This is a genomic window from Leclercia sp. AS011 (genome assembly GCF_037152535.1).
In the GTDB taxonomy this organism is placed as follows: Bacteria; Pseudomonadota; Gammaproteobacteria; order Enterobacterales; family Enterobacteriaceae; genus Enterobacter.
On the sequence record NZ_JBBCMA010000003.1, the window covers coordinates 59056 to 85558 of the forward strand.

27 protein-coding genes and 1 tRNA gene are annotated in these 26503 nt (G+C 55.3%); 19 read left to right on the top strand and 9 right to left on the bottom strand.

Features of this window, described 5'->3' with window-relative positions; genetic code table 11:
• The first annotated feature begins 108 nt into the window (after positions 1–108).
• Positions 109–375 (top strand): FAD assembly factor SdhE, encoded by a 267-nt coding sequence (sdhE, locus tag WFO70_RS14870; RefSeq protein WP_032613860.1) that lies wholly within the window; start codon positions 109–111, stop codon positions 373–375.
• Positions 356–769 carry a protein YgfX gene (locus tag WFO70_RS14875; RefSeq protein ID WP_337017086.1) on the top strand — a complete coding sequence of 138 codons (414 nt, stop codon included), beginning with the start codon at positions 356–358 and terminating at the stop codon, positions 767–769. Before sdhE ends, WFO70_RS14875 begins: the two co-directional genes overlap by 20 nt.
• A gap of 4 nt (positions 770–773) precedes the next feature.
• Here WFO70_RS14875 and fldB read toward each other — a convergent pair whose 3' ends face one another.
• A complete protein-coding gene (gene fldB / locus WFO70_RS14880) occupies positions 774–1295 on the bottom strand; it encodes a flavodoxin FldB (RefSeq protein WP_337017088.1) in 522 nt (173 codons plus the stop codon).
• Positions 1296–1396: 101 nt separating this feature from the next.
• Between fldB and xerD the strand changes: the two genes are divergently transcribed.
• The 5 genes from xerD (at position 1397) to lysS (ending at position 7484) form a co-directional block, all read left to right on the top strand.
• Positions 1397–2293, top strand: coding sequence for a site-specific tyrosine recombinase XerD (gene xerD, locus WFO70_RS14885; protein ID WP_337017090.1), 897 nt, complete (start codon positions 1397–1399; stop codon positions 2291–2293).
• Positions 2294–2314: 21 nt separating this feature from the next.
• A complete protein-coding gene (gene dsbC / locus WFO70_RS14890; protein WP_337017092.1) occupies positions 2315–3028 on the top strand; it encodes a bifunctional protein-disulfide isomerase/oxidoreductase DsbC in 714 nt (237 codons plus the stop codon).
• Between the two features lie 5 nt (positions 3029–3033).
• Positions 3034–4767: a single-stranded-DNA-specific exonuclease RecJ gene (gene recJ / locus WFO70_RS14895; RefSeq protein ID WP_337017094.1), complete on the top strand. Its 1734-nt coding sequence runs from the start codon at positions 3034–3036 to the stop codon at positions 4765–4767.
• Between the two features lie 91 nt (positions 4768–4858).
• Positions 4859–5957 (top strand): peptide chain release factor 2 gene (prfB, locus tag WFO70_RS14900; protein ID WP_333853859.1). Its coding sequence is split into 2 segments (ribosomal slippage): positions 4859–4933 and positions 4935–5957, totalling 1098 coding nucleotides; the frame shifts between segments, so codons are not numbered across the junction.
• A 9-nt stretch (positions 5958–5966) separates the two neighbouring features.
• Positions 5967–7484, top strand: a complete 1518-nt coding sequence (lysS, locus tag WFO70_RS14905) for a lysine--tRNA ligase (RefSeq protein ID WP_337017097.1) — start codon at positions 5967–5969, stop codon at positions 7482–7484.
• A 37-nt stretch (positions 7485–7521) separates the two neighbouring features.
• Here lysS and idi read toward each other — a convergent pair whose 3' ends face one another.
• The gene (gene idi / locus WFO70_RS14910; protein ID WP_337017099.1) at positions 7522–8064 is read right to left on the bottom strand and encodes an isopentenyl-diphosphate Delta-isomerase; all 543 of its coding nucleotides are present in this window, start codon (positions 8062–8064) and stop codon (positions 7522–7524) included.
• Positions 8065–8204: 140 nt separating this feature from the next.
• Here idi and actS point away from each other — a divergent pair, with 140 nt between their 5' ends.
• From actS to WFO70_RS14925, 3 genes are all read left to right on the top strand, one after another.
• A complete protein-coding gene (gene actS, locus WFO70_RS14915) occupies positions 8205–8966 on the top strand; it encodes an amidase activator ActS (RefSeq protein ID WP_442913390.1) in 762 nt (253 codons plus the stop codon).
• Between the two features lie 80 nt (positions 8967–9046).
• Positions 9047–9120 (top strand) — tRNA-Gly (locus WFO70_RS14920).
• A gap of 157 nt (positions 9121–9277) precedes the next feature.
• Positions 9278–9922, top strand: a complete 645-nt coding sequence (locus WFO70_RS14925) for a LysE family translocator (protein WP_337017103.1) — start codon at positions 9278–9280, stop codon at positions 9920–9922.
• Between the two features lie 28 nt (positions 9923–9950).
• Here the strand turns inward: WFO70_RS14925 and fabV are convergent, their stop codons facing one another.
• Positions 9951–11147 carry an enoyl-ACP reductase FabV gene (gene fabV / locus WFO70_RS14930; protein WP_337017105.1) on the bottom strand — a complete coding sequence of 399 codons (1197 nt, stop codon included), beginning with the start codon at positions 11145–11147 and terminating at the stop codon, positions 9951–9953.
• A gap of 594 nt (positions 11148–11741) precedes the next feature.
• Here fabV and yjdI point away from each other — a divergent pair.
• Positions 11742–11972, top strand: a complete 231-nt coding sequence (yjdI, locus tag WFO70_RS14935; protein WP_337017107.1) for a 4Fe-4S mono-cluster protein YjdI — start codon at positions 11742–11744, stop codon at positions 11970–11972.
• 10 nt (positions 11973–11982) lie between these two features.
• Positions 11983–12255 carry a GNAT family N-acetyltransferase gene (locus tag WFO70_RS14940; protein WP_039029866.1) on the top strand — a complete coding sequence of 91 codons (273 nt, stop codon included), beginning with the start codon at positions 11983–11985 and terminating at the stop codon, positions 12253–12255.
• 42 nt (positions 12256–12297) lie between these two features.
• Here the strand turns inward: WFO70_RS14940 and WFO70_RS14945 are convergent, their stop codons facing one another.
• Together WFO70_RS14945 and WFO70_RS14950 are read right to left on the bottom strand one after the other, a co-directional pair.
• Positions 12298–13527: an amino acid permease gene (locus tag WFO70_RS14945; protein WP_337017110.1), complete on the bottom strand. Its 1230-nt coding sequence runs from the start codon at positions 13525–13527 to the stop codon at positions 12298–12300.
• Between the two features lie 118 nt (positions 13528–13645).
• Positions 13646–14107, bottom strand: coding sequence for a multidrug/biocide efflux PACE transporter (locus WFO70_RS14950; protein WP_337017112.1), 462 nt, complete (start codon positions 14105–14107; stop codon positions 13646–13648).
• 106 nt (positions 14108–14213) lie between these two features.
• Here WFO70_RS14950 and WFO70_RS14955 point away from each other — a divergent pair, with 106 nt between their 5' ends.
• Together WFO70_RS14955 and WFO70_RS14960 are read left to right on the top strand one after the other, a co-directional pair.
• On the top strand, positions 14214–15089 hold the full coding sequence (locus WFO70_RS14955; protein ID WP_337017113.1) for a LysR family transcriptional regulator: 876 nt from the start codon (positions 14214–14216) through the stop codon (positions 15087–15089).
• An 81-nt stretch (positions 15090–15170) separates the two neighbouring features.
• Positions 15171–15698, top strand: a complete 528-nt coding sequence (locus WFO70_RS14960) for a cupin domain-containing protein (RefSeq protein ID WP_337017115.1) — start codon at positions 15171–15173, stop codon at positions 15696–15698.
• A gap of 14 nt (positions 15699–15712) precedes the next feature.
• On the opposite strand, the gene WFO70_RS14965 is transcribed toward WFO70_RS14960, so the two are convergent.
• The gene (locus tag WFO70_RS14965; protein ID WP_337017116.1) at positions 15713–16489 is read right to left on the bottom strand and encodes an ABC transporter substrate-binding protein; all 777 of its coding nucleotides are present in this window, start codon (positions 16487–16489) and stop codon (positions 15713–15715) included.
• 14 nt (positions 16490–16503) lie between these two features.
• The gene (locus tag WFO70_RS14970) at positions 16504–17682 is read right to left on the bottom strand and encodes a M20 aminoacylase family protein (RefSeq protein WP_337017118.1); all 1179 of its coding nucleotides are present in this window, start codon (positions 17680–17682) and stop codon (positions 16504–16506) included.
• Positions 17683–17907: 225 nt separating this feature from the next.
• On the opposite strand from WFO70_RS14970, the gene WFO70_RS14975 reads away from it, so the two are divergent.
• Together WFO70_RS14975 and WFO70_RS14980 are read left to right on the top strand one after the other, a co-directional pair.
• On the top strand, positions 17908–19086 hold the full coding sequence (locus tag WFO70_RS14975; RefSeq protein ID WP_337017119.1) for an acetyl-CoA C-acetyltransferase: 1179 nt from the start codon (positions 17908–17910) through the stop codon (positions 19084–19086).
• Between the two features lie 328 nt (positions 19087–19414).
• Entirely contained in the window at positions 19415–20098 is a 684-nt protein-coding gene (locus WFO70_RS14980; protein ID WP_337017120.1) for a porin, read from the top strand.
• Between the two features lie 143 nt (positions 20099–20241).
• Here WFO70_RS14980 and WFO70_RS14985 read toward each other — a convergent pair whose 3' ends face one another.
• Positions 20242–21417, bottom strand: coding sequence for an oligogalacturonate lyase family protein (locus tag WFO70_RS14985; protein ID WP_337017122.1), 1176 nt, complete (start codon positions 21415–21417; stop codon positions 20242–20244).
• Between the two features lie 455 nt (positions 21418–21872).
• Between WFO70_RS14985 and kduI the strand changes: the two genes are divergently transcribed.
• From kduI to araE, 3 genes are all read left to right on the top strand, one after another.
• Entirely contained in the window at positions 21873–22709 is an 837-nt protein-coding gene (kduI, locus tag WFO70_RS14990) for a 5-dehydro-4-deoxy-D-glucuronate isomerase (protein WP_337017124.1), read from the top strand.
• Positions 22710–22771: 62 nt separating this feature from the next.
• Entirely contained in the window at positions 22772–23533 is a 762-nt protein-coding gene (gene kduD, locus WFO70_RS14995) for a 2-dehydro-3-deoxy-D-gluconate 5-dehydrogenase KduD (RefSeq protein WP_032613810.1), read from the top strand.
• A gap of 296 nt (positions 23534–23829) precedes the next feature.
• Entirely contained in the window at positions 23830–25263 is a 1434-nt protein-coding gene (araE, locus tag WFO70_RS15000; RefSeq protein WP_337017475.1) for an arabinose-proton symporter AraE, read from the top strand.
• 89 nt (positions 25264–25352) lie between these two features.
• Here the strand turns inward: araE and WFO70_RS15005 are convergent, their stop codons facing one another.
• Positions 25353–26480, bottom strand: a complete 1128-nt coding sequence (locus WFO70_RS15005; protein ID WP_337017127.1) for an oligogalacturonate lyase family protein — start codon at positions 26478–26480, stop codon at positions 25353–25355.
• Positions 26481–26503: the final 23 nt, after the last annotated feature.

A 26503-nucleotide genomic window follows, 5' to 3' on the forward strand; every position in this document is an offset into this window, starting at 1 on the left:
CAGCAAAAAACACGTTACACTAAGAGCCGTTTCTTCCCGGTAGATTTGCTTTCTCAGCCGATACGAACGGAACACTGCCTGAACTCAACGTTATGCAGGAAAATGCACATGGACATTACTAATAAAGCCCGCATTCATTGGGCATGCCGCCGCGGTATGCGCGAACTCGATATCTCCATCATGCCGTTCTTCGAATACGAATACGACACCCTGAGCGATGAGGACAAAAAGCTCTTCATCCGCCTGCTGGAGAACGACGATCCTGATTTATTTAACTGGCTGATGAATCACGGCGAACCTGCCGACGCCGAACTGCAACGGATGGTGCTTTTAATTCAAACACGGAATCGGGAACGTGGTCCTGTGGCAATCTGATTTACGCGTCTCGTGGCGCGCCCAGTGGATGTCTCTTTTGCTCCACGGCCTGGTTGCGGCCTGCATTCTGCTGATGCCGTGGCCGCTGAGCTACACCCCATTATGGTTAATCTTACTGTCGCTGGTGGTGTTCGACAGCGTGCGCAGTCAACGGCGCATTAATTCCCGCCAGGGCGAAATCAAACTGTTTATGGACTCCCGCCTGCACTGGCAGGGCAGCGAGTGGGAGATTATCGGCACGCCGTGGATGTTAAATACCGGCATGATGCTCCGCTTACGCAAAGGCGACGGGAAACGCTATCAGCATTTATGGCTGGCGGCAGACAGTATGGACGAAGGGGAGTGGCGGGATTTGCGCCGGATGCTTGCACAGCAGCCGACGCAGGGGCGGTAGCGGGTTAGCTAAACTGCTCCGCCATTTCGCCGAGGATCTGCTCGCACCAGTTTTGCAGGCGCTCTTCGCTCAGATCGTATTGATTGGTCTCATCAAGGGCCAGCCCGACAAACAGCTGGCCGTCGGCAATGATCGGTTTCTTGCTGGTAAACTCATAGCCTTCGGTCGGCCAGTAGCCGATAAAGGTGACTCCTTTCGGCACCAGCTTGTCGTGCAGCATCCCCAGCGCGTCGAGGAACCATTCGCCGTAGCCCAGCTGATCGCCCATGCCGTACAGCGCGATAATTTTACCTTCCAGCTGCAGGCCATCCAGACTATCCCAGATGGCTTCCCAGTCTTCCTGCAACTCGCCAAAATCCCAGGTCGGGATACCGAGGATCAGCACGTCGTACTGCTCCATCAGCGTCGGGGCGTCGTCTTTGAGATTATGCAGGGTGACCAGTTCCGGACCGATAATGTCGCGAATTTTCTCTGCGGCCATCTCGGTGTAGCAGGTGCTGGAACCATAAAACAGACCAATATTCATCGCTAAAATGTCTCAATACTTGCTATGACTTTGCGTGTAGTGTACCAGAAACAACCCGCATTCAGGCATAATGCACCCATTGCAGAACGAAAGAGGCTGACGTGGAAAAGGATCTCGCACTCATCGAGCAGTTTCTCGATGCACTGTGGCTGGAGAAGAATCTTGCCGAAAATACCCTCAGCGCTTACCGACGCGATCTGACGATGCTGGTGGCCTGGCTGCATCATCATGGCCTCACGCTTGCCACCGCACAGAGCGACAACTTGCAGGCGCTGCTTGCCGAGCGCATGGAGGGGGGCTATAAAGCCACCAGCTCCGCGCGGCTGCTGAGCGCCATGCGGCGTCTGTTCCAGCATCTGTATCGTGAGAAATTACGCGCCGACGATCCCAGCGCCGCGCTGGCGTCACCTAAGCTGCCGCAGCGTCTGCCGAAGGATCTCAGCGAAGCGCAAGTTGAGAGATTATTACAGTCGCCGGTGGTTGACCAACCGCTGGAGTTACGCGATAAAGCGATGCTTGAGGTCTTGTACGCGACGGGGCTGCGCGTCTCCGAGCTGGTCGGGCTGACGATGAGCGATATCAGCCTGCGTCAGGGCGTGGTGCGGGTGATTGGTAAAGGCAACAAAGAGCGTCTGGTACCGCTGGGTGAAGAGGCGGTGTACTGGCTGGAGAACTATCTTCAGCATGGGCGCCCGTGGTTGCTTAACGGAGCCTCCATTGATGTGCTGTTTCCGAGCCAGCGCGCGCAGCAAATGACGCGTCAAACCTTCTGGCATCGCATCAAACATTACGCCACACTGGCGGGTATCGACAGTGAAAAACTTTCGCCGCACGTTCTGCGTCACGCTTTTGCGACCCATCTTCTGAACCATGGTGCCGACCTGCGCGTGGTCCAGATGCTGCTTGGGCACAGTGACCTTTCAACGACGCAAATCTACACGCATGTCGCGACGGAACGCCTGCGGCAGCTACACCAACAGCATCACCCACGGGCGTGATGACTTGTAACAGGAACCCATATGAAAAAGTCTTTAGTGCTGTTCTCTCTGCTGGCAGCCTCATTATCTGGTCTGGCGCATGCTGACGATGCGGCCATTAGACAGTCTCTGGCGAAGCTCGGCGTTACCGGGAGCGAAATCCAACCTGCGCCAATCCCGGGGATGAAAACCGTCATGACCAGCGGCGGCGTACTGTACGTCACCGAAGACGGTAAGCACTTCCTGCAGGGGCCGCTGTACGATGTGAGCGGTGCCCAGCCGGTCAACGTCACTAACCAGATGCTGATGAAAAATCTGAACGCGCTGGAAAAAGAGATGATCGTCTACAAAGCGGCGCAGGAAAAGCATGTCATCACCGTATTCACCGACATCACCTGCGGCTATTGCCACAAGCTGCACGAAGAGATGAAAGACTACAACGCGCTGGGGATCACCGTGCGTTATCTCGCCTTCCCGCGTGCGGGCGTGCAGAGCCAGCCTGAGCAGGACATGAAGGCCATCTGGTGTGCAAAAGATCGCAACAAAGCCTTTGATGATGCCATGAGCGGCAAGGGTATTCAGCCCGCCTCCTGCGATATCGACATTGCCAACCACTACGCGCTGGGCGTGCAGTTTGGCGTGACCGGCACGCCTGCCATCGTCCTGAGCAACGGCTACGTGGTGCCGGGTTACCAGGGGCCGAAAGAGATGAAAGAGTTCCTCGACGCGCACCAGAAACAGTTTGGCGGTAAATAATTCGCGTGAAATCTTCGATCCAACTCCGTCGTCGTGAAGTGAACGACAGCGCCGTGTTACCCGCGGATCTGTCGCCTCTGTTACGTCGACTGTACGCCAGTCGTGGCGTACAAACGGCAGACGACCTTGAGCGAGGCGTAAAAGGTATGCTGCCCTGGCAGCAGCTGAGTGGCGTCGAGACGGCCACGGAGCTGCTGTACAACGCCTTTCGTGAAGGGACGCGCATCATCGTGGTGGGGGATTTCGATGCCGATGGTGCCACCAGTACCGCGCTGAGCGTGCTCAGCCTGCGGGCGATGGGGTGCGATAACGTCTCCTATCTGGTGCCGAACCGCTTTGAGGATGGCTACGGCCTGAGTCCGGAAGTGGTCGATCAGGCCCATGCCCGCGGCGCGCAGATGATCCTCACCGTCGACAATGGGATCTCCTCCCATGCCGGTGTCGATCGTGCGCATGCGCTGGGGATCCCGGTGCTGGTTACCGATCACCACCTGCCTGGCGACACGCTGCCGGCGGCGGAGGCGATCATCAACCCCAACCTGCGCGACTGCGACTTCCCGTCGAAAGCGCTGGCGGGTGTCGGCGTGGCCTTCTACCTGATGCTGGCACTGCGTACGAAGCTGCGGGATAAAGGCTGGTTTGAGGCGCAGGGCATTGCCGCGCCGAATCTGGCGGAATTCCTCGATCTGGTGGCGCTGGGCACCGTGGCGGACGTGGTGCCGCTGGATGCCAATAACCGCATTCTCACCTGGCAGGGCTTAAACCGTATTCGGGCGGGCAAGTGCCGTCCGGGCATTAAGGCACTGCTGGAGATCGCTAATCGGGATCAGCAGCGGCTGGCGGCCAGCGATCTGGGCTTTGCCCTCGGTCCGCGTCTCAACGCCGCCGGGCGACTGGATGATATGTCGGTCGGCGTGGCGCTGCTGTTGTGTGACAACGTCGGCGAAGCGCGCGTGCTGGCTAACGAGCTGGATGCCCTGAACCAGACCCGCAAAGAGATCGAACAGGGGATGCAGGCCGAAGCCCTGATCCTGTGCGAAAAGCTGGAGCGCAGCGGCGAAACGCTGCCCGGTGGGCTGGCGATGTATCACCCCGAGTGGCACCAGGGGGTGGTTGGGATCCTGGCCTCGCGCATTAAAGAGCGTTTTCACCGCCCGGTGATTGCTTTTGCACCGGCCGGAGACGGCACGCTGAAAGGATCGGGCCGATCCATTCAGGGGCTGCATATGCGCGATGCGCTGGAGCGTCTGCACACGCTCCATCCCGATCTGATGATCAAGTTTGGCGGCCACGCGATGGCAGCGGGCCTGTCGCTGGAGGAGGCGAAGTTCGACCGGTTCCAGCGCCTGTTCAGCGAGCTGGTCACCGACTGGCTGGATCCGGCCCTGTTGCAGGGCGAAGTGGTCTCCGACGGTCCGTTAACGCCTGCGGAAATGACCATGGAGGTGGCGCAGATGCTGCGTGATGCCGGGCCGTGGGGGCAGATGTTCCCGGAGCCGCTGTTCGATGGCCGTTTCCGTCTGCTGCAACAGCGGCTGGTGGGGGAACGCCATCTGAAAGTGATGGTGGAACCGGTTGGCGGCGGCCCGCTACTGGACGGTATCGCGTTTAACGTCGATACCACCATCTGGCCGGATAACGGCGTGCGCGAAGTCGAACTGGCCTACAAACTGGATATCAACGAGTTTCGCGGCAACCGCACGCTGCAAATCATCATCGACCATATCTGGCCACTTTAGCATCACTATTCCGCTATAAAACAGGGCGTGAATCCGGTACAATTCCGCCCTTATCTCCGCATTTTGACTAGTCCATAAAAGAAAACAGACCATGTTTGAAATTAATCCGGTAAAAAACCGCATTCAGGACCTCACGGAGCGCTCCGACGTTCTTAGGGGGTATCTTTGACTACGATGCCAAGAAAGAGCGTCTCGAAGAAGTAAACGCCGAGCTGGAACAGCCGGACGTGTGGAACGAACCTGAACGCGCACAGGCGCTGGGTAAAGAGCGTTCCTCTCTGGAAGCTATCGTCGATACGCTGGATCAGATGGCGCAGGGTCTGGATGACGTTTCCGGGCTGCTGGAGCTGGCCGTTGAGGCCGACGACGAAGAGACCTTCAACGAAGCCGTGGCAGAACTCGACGTGCTGGAAGAGAAGCTGTCGCAGCTGGAATTCCGCCGTATGTTCTCCGGCGAATATGACAGCGCCGACTGCTACCTGGATATCCAGGCCGGTTCCGGCGGCACAGAAGCGCAGGACTGGGCCAGCATGCTGACCCGTATGTACCTGCGTTGGGCTGAAGCCCGCGGCTTTAAGACTGAGATCATCGAAGAGTCTGAAGGCGAAGTGGCAGGCCTGAAATCTGTCACCGTTAAAATCATTGGCGATTACGCCTACGGCTGGCTGCGTACTGAAACCGGCGTTCACCGCCTGGTGCGTAAGAGCCCGTTCGACTCCGGCGGCCGTCGTCACACCTCATTCAGTTCCGCGTTTGTCTATCCGGAAGTGAAGGACGATATCGACATCGAAATCAACCCGGCGGATCTGCGTATTGACGTTTACCGCGCCTCCGGTGCGGGTGGTCAGCACGTTAACCGTACGGAATCCGCAGTGCGTATTACGCACCTGCCGACCGGGCTGGTAACACAGTGCCAGAACGACCGTTCCCAGCATAAAAACAAAGACCAGGCCATGAAGCAGATGAAAGCGAAGCTTTATGAACTGGAGATGCAAAAGAAAAATGCTGAGAAGCAGGCGATGGAAGATAACAAATCCGACATCGGCTGGGGCAGCCAGATCCGTTCTTACGTCCTTGATGACTCCCGCATCAAAGACCTGCGTACCGGTGTCGAAACCCGTAACACGCAGGCGGTGCTGGACGGCAGCCTGGATCAATTTATCGAAGCAAGTCTGAAAGCAGGGTTATGAGGAACCAACATGTCTGAACAACAAGCACAGGGCGCTGACGCGGTCGTCGATCTTAACAATGAACTGAAAACCCGCCGCGAGAAGCTGGCTGCGCTGCGCGAGCAGGGCGTGCCGTTCCCGAACGATTTTCGTCGTGACCACACCTCAGACCAACTGCACGCTGACTTCGACGCTAAAAAGAACGAAGAGCTGGAAGCGCTGAACATCGAAGTGGCCGTGGCCGGCCGCATGATGACCCGTCGTATCATGGGTAAAGCCTCCTTTATCACGCTGCAGGACGTTGGCGGCCGCATTCAGCTGTACGTCTCCCGTGACGACCTGCCAGAAGGCATCTACAACGAGCAGTTCAAGAAATGGGACCTGGGCGATATCCTCGGTGCCAAAGGCAAGCTGTTCAAAACCAAGACCGGCGAGCTGTCCATTCACTGCACCGAGCTGCGTCTGCTGACCAAAGCCCTGCGCCCGCTGCCGGACAAGTTCCACGGCCTGCAGGATCAGGAAGCGCGCTATCGTCAGCGTTATCTGGACCTCATCTCAAACGATGAATCCCGCAACACCTTCAAAATTCGCTCCCAGATCATGGCCGGTATCCGCCAGTTCATGGTGAAACGCGACTTTATGGAAGTGGAAACCCCGATGATGCAGGTGATCCCGGGCGGTGCCTCTGCGCGTCCATTCATCACCCATCACAACGCCCTGGACCTCGACATGTACCTGCGTATCGCGCCGGAACTGTACCTGAAGCGTCTGGTAGTCGGTGGCTTCGACCGCGTGTTTGAGATCAACCGTAACTTCCGTAACGAAGGCATCTCCGTGCGTCATAACCCAGAGTTCACCATGATGGAACTCTATATGGCGTATGCGGATTACAAGGATCTGATCGAGCTGACCGAATCCCTGTTCCGTACCCTGGCGCAGGACATTCTGGGCACCACTGAAGTGCCTTACGGCGAAGAGGTCTTCGACTTCGGTAAGCCGTTCGTGAAGCTGACCATGCGCGAAGCGATCAAGAAATACCGTCCGGAAACCGAGATGGCCGATCTGGATAACTTCGACTCGGCGAAAGCGATCGCCGAAAGCATCGGTATCAAGGTTGAGAAGAGCTGGGGTCTGGGCCGTATCGTGACCGAGATCTTCGAAGAAGTGGCCGAAGCGCACCTGATTCAGCCGACCTTCATCACCGAGTACCCGGCAGAGGTTTCTCCGCTGGCGCGTCGTAATGACGAGAACCCGGAGATCACTGACCGCTTCGAATTCTTCATCGGTGGCCGCGAAATCGGCAACGGCTTTAGCGAGCTTAACGATGCAGAAGATCAGGCGCAGCGCTTCCAGGATCAGGTTGATGCGAAAGCCGCAGGCGACGACGAAGCGATGTTCTTCGACGAAGACTACGTGACCGCGCTGGAACACGGTCTGCCGCCAACGGCGGGTCTGGGTATTGGTATCGACCGTATGGTTATGCTGTTCACCAACAGTCACACCATCCGTGACGTGATCCTCTTCCCGGCGATGCGTCCGGTGAAGTAAGCCGCAACGATATAAAAAAGCCCCGAAAGGGGCTTTTTTATTGCGCCGCGAAGGCCCTGAGTGCCTCGCGAGCCGTACTCGCCTCCATGACCATCCACGGGCTAAAGGCCCAGGGCGTCGCATCCAGCGCGCGGAATAAGGCTTCCAGCTCAACCCACTGATAGTCCATCACTTCATCATTATTCAGTGTGACGTCACTGATGATGCGAGCGGCAAACACCGGGCAAATTTCGTTTTCAACAATCCCGGAAGGATCGGTTTCACGGTAGCGAAATTCAGGCGCGACGGGAGTGATACGGGCAATTTCAGCCCCCACTTCAAAACGACAGCGGCGGATAATCGCCTGCTCTGTCTCTTCGCCAGACTGCGGATGGCCGCAGACCGAGTTTGTCCAGACGCCGGGCCAGGCTTTTTTGCTCAGTGCGCGGCGGGTAATCAGGCACTCTCCTCTGGCGTTAAAGAGCCAGGATGAGAATGCCATGTGCAGTGGGGTATGAGAGGTGTGCGCGGCGTACTTTTCCTGAGTGCCAATCACCTTTCCCTGGTCATTTACCAAAATAACGTGTTCTTGAATGCTCATTCTTGCTCCAGGACCAGACATGCCAGATGGTGTGGTGCCATCCGCGGCATGATTATACTGCATTCTTATACGAACGGTTTGACGCGCAGAGCGGAAAAGGGCTGACCCATATCTGTCCGGGCTGCTATCATAGCGCGGCCATTCACGTTGACCGAGGAACTGTTTTGTTTGCAGGAAGCCCGACGAAAAACCCTGTTTCTGCTCTGTTTTGCCTGATCCTGGCTCTGTTGCTGGCGGGATGCGCGGGCAATCAGTCATCGGACTCTGGTCCTGTGTATACCGTCAAGCGCGGCGATACGCTGTACCGCATCTCGCGTGCGACCGGCACCAGCGTGAAGGATCTGGCGCGCCTTAATAATATTTCTCCGCCTTACACTATTGAAGTGGGACAAAAGCTGCGGGTTAACGGCAGCGGCGGCACAGCCAAAAAATCCTCGTCAAAGAGCAGCCGTAAAACCGCTGCAGTCACCCCGTCTTACGTGGTACCTAAGTCCTCCTGGCCGCCCGTCGGGCAGCGCTGCTGGGTCTGGCCTGCCAGCGGAAAAGTGGTAATGCCGTACTCCACCGCGGAAGGGGGAAACAAAGGGATTGATATTGCGGGCACCCGGGGATCGCCTGTGTACGCTTCTGATGCGGGCAAGGTGGTCTATGTCGGCAACCAGCTGCGCGGGTATGGCAATCTGATCATGATTAAGCATGGCGAGGATTACATCACCGCCTATGCCCATAATGACACCATGCTGGTAAATAACGGACAAAACGTGAAGGCCGGGCAGAAGATCGCCACCATGGGCAGCACCGGCTCCAATACCGTGGCGCTGCATTTCCAGATCCGTTATCGGGCGACGGCCATCGATCCGGTACGCTATTTACCGGCGCAGGGCGGTAAACCGAAGTGCTAAGTGGTTATTTTATCGCCGGTTAGCGCAAAGGAGTCTTGTCAGAAGAGGCGTAAGGTCTATAATGCTTTACGCACCTCAAAGCGGGCGTAGTTCAATGGTAGAACGAGAGCTTCCCAAGCTCTATACGAGGGTTCGATTCCCTTCGCCCGCTCCAGATTTTTCCCCAGCCAGACCTGTTCGAAATCCTCTGTTTCTTTCAGCCCGCTATGCAGTCGTGCCTCATTCACTCTTTTTGAATAGAAATCTTCATTACACGCATAACCATTCAGTGCTAGCATGGCAGGTCTGTTCCTGTACTTCTGGAGATGGCGATGCTGGATATAACTAACTTTGGGCTTTTTGCTCTGTCCGTTTTTCTTCTTTCCGTAACACCGGGGCCTGACATGGCCTACGTGATAGGTCAAAGCGTGGCTAACGGAAGACGATCGGGTGTCATCTCTGCGGCTGGTGTCGCCTTAGGTAGCTGTACCCATGCTGTAGCAAGCGCAGTGGGATTAACGGCATTGATCACCGCTTCTCCGCTGATGTTTACCATCATCAAGTATCTCGGTGCGGCTTATCTTATCTATCTCGGAAGTAAGATGGTTTTGGGGACCTTCGCAAAACACACCACCCATCACAGCGAAGCTGAACCCGTAAAGACCAAAGCTAATCTCACGAATCTGCTTTCTAAAGGCTTCATTACCACCTTAACCAATCCGAAGGTGCTTTTATTCTTTATCTCCTTCTTTCCTCAGTTCGTTTCACCCGGAGGCGAGCACCAGACAGCCTCTTTTCTGATCCTGGGGATGGCTTACGCGCTGATCGCTTTTTTGACGGATTTAACCTTCGCGATTCTTGCAGGTAGCGCCGCGGGTGCCGTCTCACAAAATCGGGGTTTGCAGAAAATCCTGGATCGGATTGTGGGGGTGACTTTTATTGGATTGGGGTTGAGGCTGGCTCTGACGCGTCGTTAAAAATGAGGGGGCGTTGCGCCCCCTATTATTAGATTAATGTTTTCACATCAAAATCGATGTTTGTATCGGTATCGGCTTCGTAGTTAACCTCTTCGAATCCGAAACCAAACAACTTCAGGAACTCTTCTTTATAAGCGATGTAATCTGTCAGCTGCTCCAGATTTTCATCGGTAATGGTCGGCCAAATTTCGCGGCACGCCTGCTGAACGTCTTCGCGAAGTTCCAGATCGTCCATACGAATTCGCTGCTCGTCATCAAGTTTGGCATCATCGCCGTACAGGCTGGTAGTCATCAGACGATTGATTTGCTCAATACAACCTTCGTGGATCCCACGGTCTTTCATCAGCTTGAAGACGATAGAAATGTAAAGCGGCATCACCGGAATGGCTGAGGACGCCTGGGTGACAACAGACTTCAACACCGCCACGTTTGCAGCGCCGTTGAGCGGAGCCAGCTTGTTGCGTAACGCTTTCGCAGCCCGATCCAGGTCTTCCTTCGCCTTACCGAGCGCGCCGTGCCAGTAAATAGGCCAGGTCAAATCCGTGCCGATGTAGGAGTAGGCCACGGTCTTCACGCCGTCAGCCAGAACGCCCGCGTTATTCAGCGCATCAATCCACAGTTCCCAGTCCTCGCCACCCATCACGGTAACCGTATTACGCACTTCTTCTTCGGTTGCCGGTTCAATGCTGGCGGTAATGATCTGATCTTTGTTGGTATCAATGGCTTTAGAGGTGTAAACCTCACCGATTGGCTTCAGCGCAGAGCGAACAACTTCGCCTGTTTTTGGCATCTTTCTGACCGGAGAGGCCAGCGAATACACCACTAAATCAATCTGACCCAGATCTTCTTTGATGAGCTTGATGACTTCGTCACGGCACTCATCGGAGAAGGCGTCGCCGTTGATGCTTTTCGAGTAAAGACCTTCACGCTTCGCCGCTTCATCAAAAGCCGCGGAGTTATACCAGCCCGCAGAGCCTGGCTTGGTATCCGTACCTGGTTTTTCGAAGAAAACACCGATAGTGGACGCACCGCCGCCAAAGGCAGCAGAAATTCTGGAAGCCAGCCCATAACCCGTGGAAGCGCCAATCACCAGCACACGCGCAGGGCCATCAGTGAGTTTTCCGTTTTTACGGACGTACTCGATTTGTTTGTTTACGTTGACCTGGCAACCAACCGGATGTGTGGTGGTACAGATGAATCCACGAATCTTGGGTTTAATTATCATGTTGATTTTAATCCATATTCAAAATGTCTTTAACATACATTTAATGATAACTCTTTTAGGAACAGTTGTAATGAAGAATACGCCTGCATTACCTAACCGAAAGATTGATAATGTTTTTTTAAAACGTAAATGTTATTAGATTTCAGCGTCATCACAGCGGTGTCAGAATACCTACGTTAATAAGAACTGAACCAGCATCTGTACAAAATACAACGCACAGGCGATCTGGATTACCCGAAACCCCCATCTGACATCACGCCACCTATGGCGTTCCCGGGCATCAGCTTGTGCGATAGCGGGATCCTCGGGCTGTTTTTTTCGCTTCGGTTTAAGGAGATCCCAGATCCAAAAGGCAAAAAGTAAAACAACTAACGCTTTCAAAAATAGTGGATTATCCATAGCGATCATAAGCCCCGGGCGGTTTGCCGATCAAAAAACCAGACTAACCGAAAGGGCTTGTATTAACCATGGTTATTGAATGATGCCGGGCGCTAAAGGGAGTGGATCAATGTATTAAATAAATGTTAACTTTTTTAAGCTGCACGCCAACACGATGTTTGTTCCCGACCCCATAATAATTACAGAGGCAATGTCATGGATAACGATCTCCTGCAAGCGGGATACCGGGCCTATACCGGTGAAAAAATTGATGTTTACTTCAATACCGGTATTTGCCAGCACGCGGGAAACTGCGTGCGCGGCAGCGCCAGACTCTTCAACCTGAAACGTAAGCCGTGGATCGTCCCTGATGAAGTGGATGTTGATACGGTGGTACGTGTGATTGACACCTGCCCAAGCGGCGCACTCAAATACCGCCACAAATAAGCGAGAAACCATGGAAATTCAGGAAGGCCATAACAAGTTTTACGTCAACGATGCCGAAGGCAACCAGGTCGCGGAGATCGTCTTTGTTCCTACCGGCGAACACCTCAGCATTATTGAGCATACCGATGTCGATCCCAGCCTGAAAGGGCAGGGCGTGGGCAAACAGCTGGTGGCGAAGGTGGTGGAAAAGATGCGCGCAGAAAACCGCAAAATCATCCCCCTGTGCCCGTTTGCGAAACACGAATTTGATAACACCCGCGAGTATGACGATATCCGCGCCTGATGTTAAACAGCACGCTGTTGCAAACCAGCGTGCTGATGTTGGTCAGGCAATAAACATCACCGACACGCACAATACCCCGACGATCAGCGTCAGCACGTTGCCGATGGAGCGGTAAGGCTTCAGGGCCGGGATCAGGAAGGTCGACAGGGTCGGCATGATAAACAGGATCATAGCGATAAGCGGCCCGCTGATGGCGTAGATCATCGAGATGGCGTTGGGATTAATGCAGCACACCGCAAAGGTGATCAGCGAGACCCCCATTACCGACACGGCCCGATTGAAGGCCCGGCTTTTCTTCACCCCAACCTGATTTAATCCTGATTTCACCATCTCCGTCGCCCCTTCAATCACGCCAAAATAGGTGCCAAGGAAGGATTTCGACATCGCGATGATGGCCACCACAATACCGGAGATCCCAAGCCAGGAAGGGGAGGAGGGCATCATCGACAGCGCAGAGAGAATAGTCACCCCTTCCTCTTTGGCAGCGACGATATAGGACGGCGGGATCGACAGCAGGCAGCTGAAGACGAAGAACAGCACGCTCAGACAGATGATCAGATACGCCACCTTCATAATGCGGGTACATTTGCCCATCGCGGCGTCGCCGTATTTCTCCTGCCGGTCGACGGCAAAGGTCGAAATAATCGGGGTATGGCTGAAGGCGAACACCATCACCGGAATGGAGATCCACACCTGGTGCAGGGTGTGCTTATCCACGTTCATCTGGCTGGTGAGCAGCGCGGGCTGCCAGCTGTGGACGAGATACAGCGACACCAGCAGAAAGTAAGCAATGAGCGGAAAGACCAGAAAACCCATCACCCGGATGGTGACATGACGCCCCATCAGAAAGATCAGGTTTAACGTCAGCACCACGCCGAGACTGACCAGCACCCGCGCGGTCATGTCCACCGCCATATGCTTCGCCAGCTGTTCGGTCAGAGAATTGGTGATCGCCACGGCATAAATCTGCACCACCACAAAAAAGGCGACAAAGTAGAGGGTGGTGATCAGATTGCCGATCTTTTTCCCGTAGTAGTGCGTCACCGCGCCGGTGATCCCTTCGCTACCTTTAGTTTTTGCGGAGAGGATGAACTGGCATAACGCTTTGTGGGGCCAGTAGGTGAATGGATACGCCACGAGGGCGGTGATAAACAGGACGACAGCGCCCGCAGATCCCAGCTGGATGGGCAGAAACAAGGTTCCTGCGCCCACGGCCGTGCCGTACAGGGCAAAGCTCCAGAGGGTCTCTTCTTTAGACCAGATTTTCGACATGAGAGAAACGTATCAACTATAAAACCAACAAAAAGGAGACTATTTTACCATAATCCTCAGTTGGCGTGGCGGTTGGCGCGGGGTTAAGCAGGCCGGAAAGCATTTCCGGCCGGAGGGATTAATTCGTGGCGGCCTGCCGCTGCTGGCGTCGCTTCATCATGCGATCGCGCAGGGTGTCGTAGGCCCAGTTATAGACCATGGTGTACGGCAGGAAGAAAATAAAGAAGCCGATCTCCAGGGTGAACGCCTGCAGCAGGCTCACGCCCAGCACCAGCGACACAATGCCGACACCGATAAAAATAAACCCGACCTCAAAGCCGAGGGCGTGCAGGGCGCGGACTTTGGCGGTGCGGGTGACGATATGCCGCGGCCAGAGTCTGTCGAAACCGGCGTTATAGATGATGTTCCAGATCATCGCCGTGGTGGCGAGGAGAATGGTTAATCCACCCATCTCCAGCACCGGACGTTGCATCAGCCAGGCGGTGGTCGGAGCAAGGATCGCTGTGGCGATGCCCTCAAAACAGACGGCGTGGAAGATACGCTCCGGCAGTTTTCGCTGTTGAATATCGTTGTGCTGCATAACCTGATACCTCATGAACTTGCCAGAATGGGCAGAATCAGGCCGCTATTTTTATCGTTAAAAGTGATATATAAAAGTTAGATTCCATCGATAAAGTAGATACATCATGCGCTACTCCCCCGAAGCCTTAACGGCCTTTGTCGAGACGGTTGCCGCAGGCTCGTTCTCCGCCGCTGCCCGCCGTCTGCGCAAAAGCCAGTCCACTATCAGCACCGCCATCGCCCATCTGGAAGACGACCTCGGGTTTGCCCTGTTCGATCGCAGCGCCCGCCAGCCGGTGCTCACCGCCCAGGGCAAACAGGTGCTGGGCTATGTTCAGTCGATCCTCGCCGCCAGCGCCCGGCTGGACGAGCTGGCGGTCTCCCTCAGCGAAGAGACCGAAGCGCGGCTAAGCTTTGTGCTCTCCGATACCCTGCACCCGGACGTGCTGGAGGAGATGCTGTTTCGTTTCGACGAGCGTTTTCCCCACACGGAATTCGAATGCCTGATCGGCGAAGATGACGATGTCATCGACCTGTTGCAAAAAGGGCGGGCACACATCGGCCTTACCGAGGCGCGGGAGAGTTATCCCACCGACATTGCCGCCGTCCGCCTGCCGATGCAGACCCACATGGCGATCTATACCTCCGCCACGCATCCTCTCGCCGCGCAAAGTCGCACCGAGGCCGATGAGCTGCACGGCTGGCGGGAGCTGCGCCTCAACACCTATCTTGAGCGGGAACCGGTGCTGGCTCAGGGGCCCGTGTGGTCCGCACCCAACTACCTGATGCTACTCAGCATGGCGGTGCAGGGCTTCGGCTGGTGCGCGCTGCCCTGTGCGCTGGTGGCGGAGTTCGCGCCCGCGAATGCGCTGGTGCAGATCCACGTCCCGGGTTGGCCGCGCTCGGTGGCAATCGATCTGGTGTGGAATAAGCGCTCCCCGCCCGGGACGGCGGGAAACTGGCTGCGGCACTGGCTGCAGCACCAGGCGGATCCGGCGTGACGAATACGACATTCACCTGATCGATGCCGAAATCTAAAAGGACTACACTTAATGGGGTGAATTTACGGGCTGAGAAGAGATATGAACGCTGAAAATACCATTACGCCCCGCGTGCTGATGCTCTCAGCCCGAGACTGGGTGCCGAATAATCCTCATCTGCCGGTGCTGATCTATAAAGGAGTGCTTTCGGAAGGCGACATAGCCAGCCAGTTTGAACAACGCTTTGCCGACAACGGGTGGCCGCCCCAGTGGCGCGATGGGATTTTCGACTATCACCATTACCACTCCACGGCCCATGAGGTGTTAGGTGTTGCCCGGGGAACGGCGCGCCTGATGATTGGCGGTCCGGGGGGAGAAGAGATCGAGGTAGAAGCCGGGGACGCGCTGTTATTGCCTGCGGGTACCGGGCATTGCCGCTTGTCTGCAACGCTCGATTTTCAGGTGGTGGGGGCGTATCCGCCGGGGATGGAGTTCGATCTGTGCAAGCAGCCGGCGACGCCAGCCATACTGGCGCGCATCGTTGCGTTGCCGTTTCCTGAGTCGGACCCGATAAACGGCAGCTCGCCGGCCTTAACTCAGTACTGGAAAACTCCGCCCTTCAGCCAGTGAAGGGCGGAATGGCATTACTTGCCTGTATAAATATCAAAGCTGAAGTATTTTGCGGCGAGCTTCTTGTAGGTGCCGTCGGCCAGGATCGCCGCGATGGCACCGTTCAGCTCCTGGCGCAGCTGGTCATCCTCTTTGCGCAGGCCAATCGCCGCCCCGGCACCGAACAGGGCATCGTCCTGCAGGGCACTGCCGACAAAGGCAAACTCTTTGCCCTGCGGCTTGCTGAGGAAGCTGTAATCCGCCATCACCCCGGAGAGCACCGCGCCGTCAATACGCCCTGACTCGAGGTCGCGGATCACCTGATCGGCACCCTGATAGGCCACCACGTTAACGCCCTTGCCGCGCCACTGCTCATTGGCATAGGTTTCCTGGGCGGAACCCTGCTCAACGCCGATGGTTTTCCCTTTCAGCTGATCCACGCTGTTGCCGGTGAGGCTGTTTTTACGTGCCACCAGGAAAGCCGGGCCGCTGTAGATCTTGTCGCTGAAGGCAATCTGCTCTTTACGCTTCTCGGTGATATACATCCCGGAGAGGATGGCATCAAATTTTCGCGCCTTCAGGGACGGAATGATGCCGTCGAAGTTACTTTCAACCCAGACGCATTTCGCCTGCAGTTGCTGGCAGAGGGCATTGCCCAGGTCGATATCAAACCCGACCACCTCGCCCTGCGGGTTTTTTGATTCAAAGGGGGCAAAGGTCGGATCCACGCCGAAACGCAGCTCTTTGGTCTCTGCTGCAAAGGCAGAGGATGTCGCCAGCAGCGCTACCAGCGGTAAAAGGTATTTTTTCATGTTATATCCCTGTCTTAACGGCAATAGTTTTCAACCAAACGGGCAAAGAAGGAGGCCCCGGTGGTAATGATTTCGTCATTGAAGTCGTAGCCGGGGTTATGCACCATGCAGCCGCCTTTTTCCCCTTTCTCGCCATTACCGAGCAGGAAATAACTCCCCGGACGTTGCTGGAGCATAAAGGCGAAATCTTCACTGCCGTTGGACGGGGAGACGCTGTCCAGCACTGCATCCTCGCCAAAGAATTCGACGGCCAGCTGGCGGGCGAAGGCGGTCTGCTCCGCATCGTTGACCAGCACCGGGTAGGAGTCGTAGATCTCCACTTCGCTGGTGGCCCCGTAGCTGCGGGCGGTGAACTCGGTAAGCTCCTGAATGCGGCGGATCAGCAGGTCGCGGATCTCCGGCTTCATCGAACGAACCGTCAGCTCCATCACCGCGCTGTCCGGGATGACGTTGGAGGCGATACCCGCCTGGAAGGTCCCGACTGTCACCACGGCGGTTTCACCCGGCGGCACGTTACGCGCCACAATGCTCTGCAGGGACATGATCAGCGCGGCCCCGGTCACAATCGGATCCACGGTGCGCTCCGGGTGCGCGCCATGTCCGCCGTACCCTTTCAGGGTGACTTTGACGGTATCGGCGGAGGCCATAAAGTTGCCTTCATAGAAGCCAAACTTACCGGTCGGCAGATAAGGCATATTGTGCAGGGCAAAAATACGGTCGCAGGGGAAGCGGTCAAACAACCCGTCTTTAATCATTAAATCCGCGCCGCCAATCGCCTCTTCGGCAGGCTGGAAAATAAGGTGCACGGTGCCGTTAAACTGGCAGGCATCGGAGGCAATATATTTCGCCGCGGCCAGCAAAATTGCCGTGTGGCCGTCGTGACCGCAGGCGTGCATTTTGCCCGGAACGGTGCTGGCCCAGGGTAAATCGGTGGCTTCAAAGATGGGTAAGGCATCCATATCGGCGCGCAGGCCGATGGATTTGCTACCCTGGCCTTTTTTGATGGTGCCGACCACGCCGGTTTTGCCGATTTCGCGCGTGACCTGATAACCCCAGCCTTCCAGCTGGCGAGCCACCAGGTTGCTGGTATTAAACTCTTCGAGGCTTAATTCGGGATTGGCATGGAGATGACGGCGGATAGCGATGATTTCTTCTTCTGATTCTTTTATTTCTGGAATGATACAGTCGGACATTTGTTACTCCAGTGTAAACGCGTGTTTGCCACTCCTAACTTATCGCCGCGCCGTCATAATGCAAACGCGTTATCTAATAATTACCGTGAAAATTATAAGTTACGTGAATACATGCAGATTCCGCGCACGATCCTTTGTGATAAAACTCACTTTTTTTAAACAATTACATCATTGGTTGATAACAATCCTATACGATGAGCGGTGTCATTTTGCACAGAGGTTGAGATGAAAGACGTCGTGATAGTGGGTGCGTTGCGCACAGCAATCGGCTGTTTCCAGGGAGCGCTCTCACGCCACTCGGCGGTAGATCTGGGCAGCGTGGTGGTCCGCGCGCTGGTGGAGCGCAGTGGCATTGAGGCCCACGAGGTTGATGAGGTGATCCTCGGTCAGGTGCTGACCGCCGGAGCGGGGCAAAACCCTGCCCGCCAGGCGGCGCTGAAAGGGGGCTTACCCAACACCGTCTCGGCCATTACCATCAACGACGTCTGTGGCTCCGGCCTCAAGGCGCTGCACCTGGCAACCCAGGCGATCCAGTGCGGGGAAGCCGACGTGGTGATCGCCGGTGGGCAGGAGAACATGAGCCGCGCGCCGCACGTTCTGACCGACAGCCGCACGGGTGCCCAGCTGGGAAACAGCCAGCTTATCGACAGCCTGGTGCATGACGGGCTGTGGGATGCGTTCAACGATTACCATATGGGCGTCACGGCGGAAAATCTGGCCCGGGAATACGGAATCTCCCGTGAGCGGCAGGACGCTTACGCCCTTAGCTCGCAGCATAAAGCCCGGGCTGCCATCGACGCAGGCCGCTTCCGGGATGAGATTGTCCCGGTCAACGCGCAGAAGCAGAACGGTGAACCTCTGCTGGTGGATACCGATGAGCAGCCGCGCACCGACGCCAGCGCCGAAGGGCTGGCGTTGCTCAATCCGACCTTTGAACTCACCGGCTCGGTGACCGCCGGGAATGCCTCCTCCATTAACGACGGCGCTGCCGCGGTCATGATGATGAGCGAGAGCAAAGCCGAAGCCCTGAATCTGCCGGTGCTGGCGCGCATCAAAGCCTTTGCCAGCGTCGGCGTGGATCCTGCCCTGATGGGGATCGCCCCGGTGCATGCCACGCGCCGCTGCCTGGAGCGGGCAGGGTGGCAGCTGGCGGATGTCGATCTGATCGAAGTGAATGAAGCCTTTGCCGCCCAGGCGCTGTCGGTGGGCAAAATGCTGGAGTGGGATGAGCGCCGGGTCAACGTCAACGGCGGAGCAATCGCGCTGGGCCACCCCATTGGGGCCTCAGGCTGCCGTATTCTGGTTTCGCTGGTGCATGAGATGGTCAAACGCGATGCCCGCAAAGGGCTGGCTACGCTGTGCATTGGCGGCGGACAGGGTGTGGCGTTAGCTATAGAAAGATAATTCGCGTTGATATATATCAACCAACACAGGCCTCCCTACCCGGAGGCTTATTTGTTTGTGAGCTTTGTCATATTTTTACGCTTGTAAGTAAATCCTCAAACCTCCCCGAAATATTTATCGCCTTCCCTGAAGCGCTAATAACATTTTAGTGTGATCCCGATCCGTTAAATTCCCCTTAAAACCCCTCTTTTGTTGATACCGCTCACGCCTGGCTTTGCCAAAAAAAATGAAACAAATAATTACGATCATGATCACTAAAATTACGTATTTAAAAAAATAAAATGCAATTCCATAAAAACGAAACATCATTTTAAACGAGGGTTTTTCCATGTTTAAGAAATCTCTGGTCCTTGCTTCTCTTATTGGCGCTTCTTTCGCAGCTCAGGCTGTCACCGTCGATCTGCGTCACGAATACATTGATACGGGTACCAACGCAGACCGCGTGGCCGTTTCACACCGTTTTGATAATGGCTTTGGTTTTTCAGTCGAAGCGAAATGGAAATCCGGCGGCGATAAAACTGACCAGCCGTTTTCCGATATGGTAGGTAATGGTCACGAAGACCAGATTAGCTGGCGCTGGAAAGCCAACGACAATATCTCCCTGACCCCAGGCTTTACGGTCGAGAGTAAAGAAAGCAACACTATTTATAAACCTTTCCTGCAGGCGCAATACAGCTTCGACAACGGTTTCTATATTTCCGGTCGTTACCGCTATGAGTACACCCGTTATCCGTCAACCCCGGACAGAGAAGACGATAAAGTTAACCGTGGTGATGCATGGATTGGTTGGGTAATGGGCGACTGGCGTACCGAGCTGAACTACGTTTACGCCAAAAGCTCCGAAGGGAATATTCGTAACAACAACAAAGATTACTCCCAGGAATATAACGTCAAGCTGGCGTACAAAATTGATAAAAACTGGTCCCCGTATGGCGAAGTGGGTAACGTCGGCGTGAAAACAACGGATGAACGTCAGACCCGTCTCCGTGTTGGCGTAGCATATTCGTTCTGATAACAAGCAGTACCTCCGGGATTAACCGGCTCGCAAGAGCCGGTTTTTTTATGCCTGCAATGTATGTCTTCCCGATCTGCAGATAAAAAAAAGCCCTCCATAAAGAAGGGCAAGGCCAGTTACAGGAACACAAACACTAACTTTTATTCACGCAACAGTTCAGGTTGCTCAGGAAGCTTCGCAATATAGAGAGCAGGTTTGCCGTCTTTATCGGAACTAAACAGAACCGCTTTATCATCCGGGGTAAAGGATGGGTGCGGATGGGTTACCTGGCGGCTGTTAGCCACGGTGGCCCAGGAGGTATCGTGACGCGCGATGCGGAAGTACGCTTTTTTCGCTACGTCGAATGCATAGAGGTAAGGATCGTTATCGATGGTGTAACCGCTGGTGTCCTTCACATCGACCGGAGTACCGGAACCATCCCCCACCAGCATTGTGCCGTCAAAATTACTCATCAGGTGCGAACAGGCGGGCATCTGCATCACCGCGCTGTTCTCGCCGGTATCCGGGTTGAAGCTGTATACGGTACGGCCTTGTTGACCTTTCAGATAAGAGACATACACCAGCGCCGAGCCGTTCGGAACCCAGAATTCGTGGGTGCAGCTTTCGCCTTCCGCATGCTCTTTAACCTTACGCACGTTGCTGCCGTCTTCGTTGACCATCCACATGCGGGCATCCACCAGATCGTGCGGCCCTTCATGGCAGAAGGCGACGGTGTTGTCGTCAAACGGACGGTAGATAGGGTGGCCGAGCCAGTTTTTCTCTTCGTGGATCACGCTACTTTCGCCGGTCTGCAGATCGACGCGCAGCAGGCGGCAGTGCGGGCCTTTATGGAAGAAGTCGTGGAAGATTTTCCAGTCGTTCAGCGGCGTCCAGTCGCTTTTCGCAATTTCGATCCCCACCAGTTTGGTGCAGTCAGAGTTGGCGACCCAGGTACCGTAGCCCACCCAGTCGTCGCTGACGCGATACACTTCGCGCTCGGCAAGCGTCGTCAGATTGACTTCCAGCAGGGTGCGATCATTCTTAACGTAATAGAGGGATTTATCATCCGGCGACAGGAAGCCGCCGAAGGTGTTGTCCCCCGCGCCTTCAGTTAACTGCACCGCTTCAGCCTTTTTCAGATCCAGCAGATAGTAGTTCCAGTGACCATCGAATTCGCCGGCAAACAGCAGATGGCTACCGTCGTTGAAAAAGCACTTTTGATAGAAGTAGTTACGATGACAGGTTACTTCAGGTGGGGTCAGGCGGGTCACTTCCACGCCTGTATCCGGATCGCGACTGACCTCATAGTTCAGTTTGACCCGCATGCCTTTTGCCATGATGCGCTCCTTGAATTCGACGGCAGGATATCGCCTGCGGTCCGATCGATAAAATATGAGTTTAAAAACTGGGTGTTAAAATATCAAAACATCGTTTCAGTGTGTGTGACTGGTGGCGCACTTCTGAAGGAAAAGGCCGCAAAACCTGCACTCTCTTTACATCTGTTCAGATTTTTATCATCCCAACATCAATTTATTATCCTTTCATAACTGACTGTTTAATCTATAAATTAACCCTAAAGTATTAAAGAAAGGATTTAACAAAGCCCTGTCAACTCCCTGACATTCGTGATCGCAACTGCAATTTTGAGATTAACTTACAGAAAAAGTGAAACATCGTTTTAAATGTAATTGAAAACCCATTTCACAGCAGATAATATGTGCCCATCATGAAAACGGAACACCGTTTTGTTAATTGTCCAGGCCTTCGGGGCCGATAAATTCTGGAGGTTAATGTGGAAGTCAGACAAAGCATCCACAGCGCGCATGCAAAAACGCTGGATACCCAGGGTCTGCGCGATGAGTTTTTAGTTGAGAAAGTGTTTGTCGCAGATGAGTACACCATGGTGTACAGCCATATTGACCGCATTATCGTGGGCGGCATCAAGCCGGTGACCAAAACGGTCTCCGTCGGGGGTGAAGTGGGCAAGCAGCTCGGGGTCAGCTTCTTCCTCGAGCGTCGTGAGCTGGGCGTGATTAACATTGGCGGCCCGGGCACCATCACCGTTGACGGTCAGTGCTACGAAATTGGCCATCGCGATGCGCTGTACGTCGGGAAAGGCGCGCAGGAAGTGGTCTTCGCCAGCGTCGATAGCAGCCAACCGGCGAAGTTCTACTATAACTGCGCTCCGGCACACACCACTTATCCAACCAAAAAAGTCACGCCGGCAGACGTCGCGCCCGTCACCCTGGGTGACAACCTCACCAGCAACCGCCGCACCATCAACAAATACTTCGTTCCTGACGTGCTGGAAACCTGCCAGCTCAGCATGGGGCTGACCGAGCTTGAGCCGGGCAACCTGTGGAACACCATGCCGTGCCATACCCATGAGCGCCGCATGGAAGTGTACTTCTACTTCAATATGGAAGAGGACGCCTGCGTATTCCACATGATGGGACAGCCGCAGGAGACTCGCCATATCGTGATGCATAACGAGCAGGCGGTGATTTCGCCAAGCTGGTCGATTCACTCCGGCGTGGGCACGCGTGCCTATACCTTCATCTGGGGCATGGTGGGTGAAAACCAGGTCTTCGATGATATGGACCACGTAGCCGTTAAGGATCTGCGCTAGTCGCGGACAGTTAAGCACAAACTTGCCTGTTCGTTCAGGCGCTGAAAGATAAAGGATAAAAAATGATTCTGGATGCATTTTCTCTGCAAGGTAAAGTGGCGGTCGTGACCGGTTGTGATACCGGCCTGGGTCAGGGTATGGCGGTGGGTCTGGCGGAAGCTGGCTGTGACATCGTCGGGATCAACATCGTTGAGCCGCAGGAGACCATCGAGCGTGTCACCGCCCTGGGCCGTCGTTTCCTGAGCCTGACCGCTGACCTGCGTAAAATCGACGCCATTCCTGAGCTGCTGGATCGTGCGGTGGCGGAATTCGGTAAAATCGACATTCTGGTCAACAACGCCGGTCTGATCCGTCGCGAAGACGCGATCAACTTCAGCGAGCAGGACTGGGACGACGTGATGAACCTGAACATCAAGAGCGTGTTCTTCATGTCTCAGGCGGCGGCGAAGCACTTCATCGCCCAGGGCAACGGCGGCAAAATCATCAATATCGCCTCCATGCTCTCCTTCCAGGGCGGCATCCGTGTGCCTTCTTACACCGCCTCTAAAAGCGGCGTAATGGGCGTGACCCGTCTGCTGGCGAACGAATGGGCGCAGCACAACATCAACGTTAACGCCATCGCACCGGGCTACATGGCCACCAATAACACCCAGCAGCTGCGTGCTGACGAAGAGCGCAGCGCGGCGATCCTCGAGCGTATCCCGGCCGGTCGTTGGGGTCTGCCAAGCGATCTGATGGGGCCAGTTGTGTTCCTGGCCTCCAGCGCATCTGACTACATCAACGGCTACACCGTTGCGGTTGATGGCGGCTGGCTGGCGCGTTAATTCTCGCCTCTGCCAATAAACCTCTGCCCCCGGGCGGAGGTTTTTTTTGCGTCAAATAATTCATTGTCCATATGGGTAAAAGAGAAAAATCCATAGTCTTTTTAGCAAAATGACCCATATCACATATTTATTTCCGATAAATCATGTTTTTAACAAAAAGTGGTGAATATTCATCGCTGTTTTAAATTGTAATGTCCATCACAGATCGCACCTTGCCAGCTGATATATCCATATTTTCACGTTATACGACCTGACACTTTTTCAGGGTTTCTCGTAATTTCATTTAACGTCTTACGCTGTTCAGGCAGGAAAATATGACATCAATAAACGACTCTACCTTTATGCCCCGCGCCCTACGCGATACCCGCAGGATGAACCTGTTTGTGTCCATTTCCGCGGCGGTGGCCGGTTTGCTGTTTGGGCTGGATATCGGCGTTATTGCCGGTGCGCTACCTTTTATCACCGATCACTTTACGCTCAGCAATCGCCTGCAGGAGTGGGTAGTGAGCAGTATGATGCTGGGCGCAGCAGTCGGTGCCCTGTTCAACGGCTGGCTCTCCTTCCGCCTTGGCCGAAAGTACAGCCTGATGGTGGGCGCCGTTCTGTTTGTGGCCGGCTCACTCGGCTCGGCGTTTGCCACGGGGGTTGAGGCGCTACTGCTTTCTCGCGTGCTGCTGGGCGTGGCCGTGGGGATTGCCTCCTACACTGCACCCCTTTATCTCTCAGAGATGGCGAGCGAAAACGTTCGCGGCAAAATGATCAGCATGTACCAGCTGATGGTGACGCTCGGGATCGTGCTGGCCTTTCTTTCCGATACGTATTTCAGCTACAGCGGCAACTGGCGCGCCATGCTGGGTGTGCTGGCACTCCCGGCGGTATTGCTGATCGTGCTGGTGATCTTTTTACCTAATAGTCCGCGCTGGCTGGCGCAAAAAGGGCGACACGTCGAGGCGGAAGAGGTGCTGCGGATGCTGCGCGATACCTCTGAAAAAGCGCGGGAAGAGCTGAACGAGATCCGCGAAAGCCTCAAGCTGAAGCAGGGGGGCTGGTCGTTATTCAAAATCAACCGCAACGTCCGTCGCGCGGTCTTCCTCGGCATGCTGTTGCAGGCGATGCAGCAGTTTACCGGCATGAATATCATCATGTATTACGCGCCGCGTATTTTCAAAATGGCCGGGTTCACGACTACCGAACAGCAGATGATCGCCACTCTGGTGGTGGGGCTGACCTTTATGTTTGCCACCTTTATTGCGGTGTTTACTGTTGATAAAGCGGGCCGTAAACCGGCCCTGAAAATTGGTTTTAGCGTGATGGCGCTGGGGACGCTGATCCTCGGCTACTGCCTGATGCAGTTTGATAACGGTACGGCGTCCAGCAGCTTGTCCTGGCTCTCTGTGGGGATGACCATGATGTGCATCGCGGGTTACGCGATGAGTGCTGCTCCGGTAGTGTGGATCCTGTGCTCTGAAATTCAGCCGCTGAAATGCCGCGACTTCGGGATCACCTGTTCCACCACCACCAACTGGGTGTCGAACATGATCATCGGGGCCACCTTCCTGACCCTGCTGGATGCGATCGGTGCGGCGGGTACCTTCTGGCTCTATACGGTGCTGAACGTGGCATTTATTGGCATCACATTCTGGCTGATCCCTGAAACCAAAGGCGTCACCCTGGAGCACATCGAGCGCAGGCTGATGGCAGGGGAGAAGTTAAGAAACATCGGCGTGTGAGGTTAACGCCCGGCGGCACTTCGCTTGCCGGGCCTAGGGTTTTGTCTTTTTGTAGGCCGGGTAAGGCGCAGCCGCCACCCGGCTTTTTTTTACACCCGGGCGAGATACAGCGCCGGCATCCCTTCTTCGTCCGACGTATACAGCACCCAGTTGTTGTCCGGTGAAAACGACGGATGCGGATGGGTCACCTGGCGATCGCCGTCCAGCACTTTCCAGCTGGTGTTGTGCTGGCAGACGGCGGTCTGCGTGCCTCGTGCAATATCGAACACCCAGATGAAGGGATCGTTGAGGCTGATATCTCCGGTATTGTGCGGCGCACCATCCCCGACGATCAACGAGCCGTCGTGGTTACTCATCAGGTGCGAGCAGGGCGGGATCGCCATCAGTTGACGGTTCTCCAGCGTCGCCGGATCGGCGCTGAACAGATAGCGCTGCGGGTCGTTCTCCTTGTGCGCCACGTAATAGAGCGCCGAGCCGTCCGGTACCCAGAACTCGTGGGTAAAACTCTCGCCCTCCGCATGCTGACGCACCTTGCGCAGATGGCTGCCATCCTCGCCGATCAGCCACATGCGAGCATCGATCGCATCGCGCGGGCCTTCGTGACAAAACGCCACCGTGCTGTCGTCAAACGGACGGTAAATCGGATGACCGAGCCAGCGTTTCTCCTGCAAAATCACCCGCCGTTCACCGGTCTGCAGATCGATATTAATCAGGCGGCATTCCGGGTTGGTGAAATAAAAGGCGCGGAACTTGCTCCAGTCGGTGAGCGGCTGCCAGTCGCTTTTTTTGATCTCGATGCCCACCAGTTTCGTGCAGTCCGAGTTCGCCACCCAGGTGCCGTAGGCCACCCAGTCGTCATCGACCTCATACACCACATACTCTTCCAGGCTCTCAAGATCGACGCGGCGCAATTCGCGGCTATTTTTCACGTACCACAGGGAGGTATCGTCCGCGGAGAGGAAGCCGCCGAAGGTGTTGTCGCCCGCGCCGTCGGTCAACTGGGTTGCCTGCTGCTGTGCAATGTCCAGCAGGTAGTAGTTCCAGTGACCCTCAAAGGCGCCGCCGAAGATCAGCTTGCTGCCATCCCGGGTAAAGCATTTCTGATAGAAGTAGTTACGGTGACAAATAATGTGCGGCGGCGTCAGGCGTATCACCTCGTGTCCGGTTTGACTGTCCTGACGGGTACGAAAACGCAGGGGGATGATTTTTCCTTTCATAATGTGTTCCTTCAGATAAAAAA

Excerpts from the sequence above, each read along its gene's own strand:
- sdhE (WP_032613860.1), top strand. The coding sequence starts at position 109 with ATGGACATTACTAATAAAGCCCGCATTCATTGGGCATGCCGCCGCGGT.
- fldB (WP_337017088.1), bottom strand. The coding sequence starts at position 1,295 with ATGAATATTGGTCTGTTTTATGGTTCCAGCACCTGCTACACCGAGATG.
- dsbC (WP_337017092.1), top strand. The coding sequence starts at position 2,315 with ATGAAAAAGTCTTTAGTGCTGTTCTCTCTGCTGGCAGCCTCATTATCT.
- lysS (WP_337017097.1), top strand. The coding sequence starts at position 5,967 with ATGTCTGAACAACAAGCACAGGGCGCTGACGCGGTCGTCGATCTTAAC.
- idi (WP_337017099.1), bottom strand. The coding sequence starts at position 8,064 with ATGAGCATTCAAGAACACGTTATTTTGGTAAATGACCAGGGAAAGGTG.
- WFO70_RS14925 (WP_337017103.1), top strand. The coding sequence starts at position 9,278 with ATGCTGGATATAACTAACTTTGGGCTTTTTGCTCTGTCCGTTTTTCTT.
- fabV (WP_337017105.1), bottom strand. The coding sequence starts at position 11,147 with ATGATAATTAAACCCAAGATTCGTGGATTCATCTGTACCACCACACAT.
- yjdI (WP_337017107.1), top strand. The coding sequence starts at position 11,742 with ATGGATAACGATCTCCTGCAAGCGGGATACCGGGCCTATACCGGTGAA.
- WFO70_RS14940 (WP_039029866.1), top strand. The coding sequence starts at position 11,983 with ATGGAAATTCAGGAAGGCCATAACAAGTTTTACGTCAACGATGCCGAA.
- WFO70_RS14945 (WP_337017110.1), bottom strand. The coding sequence starts at position 13,527 with ATGTCGAAAATCTGGTCTAAAGAAGAGACCCTCTGGAGCTTTGCCCTG.
- WFO70_RS14950 (WP_337017112.1), bottom strand. The coding sequence starts at position 14,107 with ATGCAGCACAACGATATTCAACAGCGAAAACTGCCGGAGCGTATCTTC.
- WFO70_RS14955 (WP_337017113.1), top strand. The coding sequence starts at position 14,214 with ATGCGCTACTCCCCCGAAGCCTTAACGGCCTTTGTCGAGACGGTTGCC.
- WFO70_RS14960 (WP_337017115.1), top strand. The coding sequence starts at position 15,171 with ATGAACGCTGAAAATACCATTACGCCCCGCGTGCTGATGCTCTCAGCC.
- WFO70_RS14965 (WP_337017116.1), bottom strand. The coding sequence starts at position 16,489 with ATGAAAAAATACCTTTTACCGCTGGTAGCGCTGCTGGCGACATCCTCT.
- WFO70_RS14970 (WP_337017118.1), bottom strand. The coding sequence starts at position 17,682 with ATGTCCGACTGTATCATTCCAGAAATAAAAGAATCAGAAGAAGAAATC.
- WFO70_RS14975 (WP_337017119.1), top strand. The coding sequence starts at position 17,908 with ATGAAAGACGTCGTGATAGTGGGTGCGTTGCGCACAGCAATCGGCTGT.
- WFO70_RS14980 (WP_337017120.1), top strand. The coding sequence starts at position 19,415 with ATGTTTAAGAAATCTCTGGTCCTTGCTTCTCTTATTGGCGCTTCTTTC.
- WFO70_RS14985 (WP_337017122.1), bottom strand. The coding sequence starts at position 21,417 with ATGGCAAAAGGCATGCGGGTCAAACTGAACTATGAGGTCAGTCGCGAT.
- kduD (WP_032613810.1), top strand. The coding sequence starts at position 22,772 with ATGATTCTGGATGCATTTTCTCTGCAAGGTAAAGTGGCGGTCGTGACC.
- WFO70_RS15005 (WP_337017127.1), bottom strand. The coding sequence starts at position 26,480 with ATGAAAGGAAAAATCATCCCCCTGCGTTTTCGTACCCGTCAGGACAGT.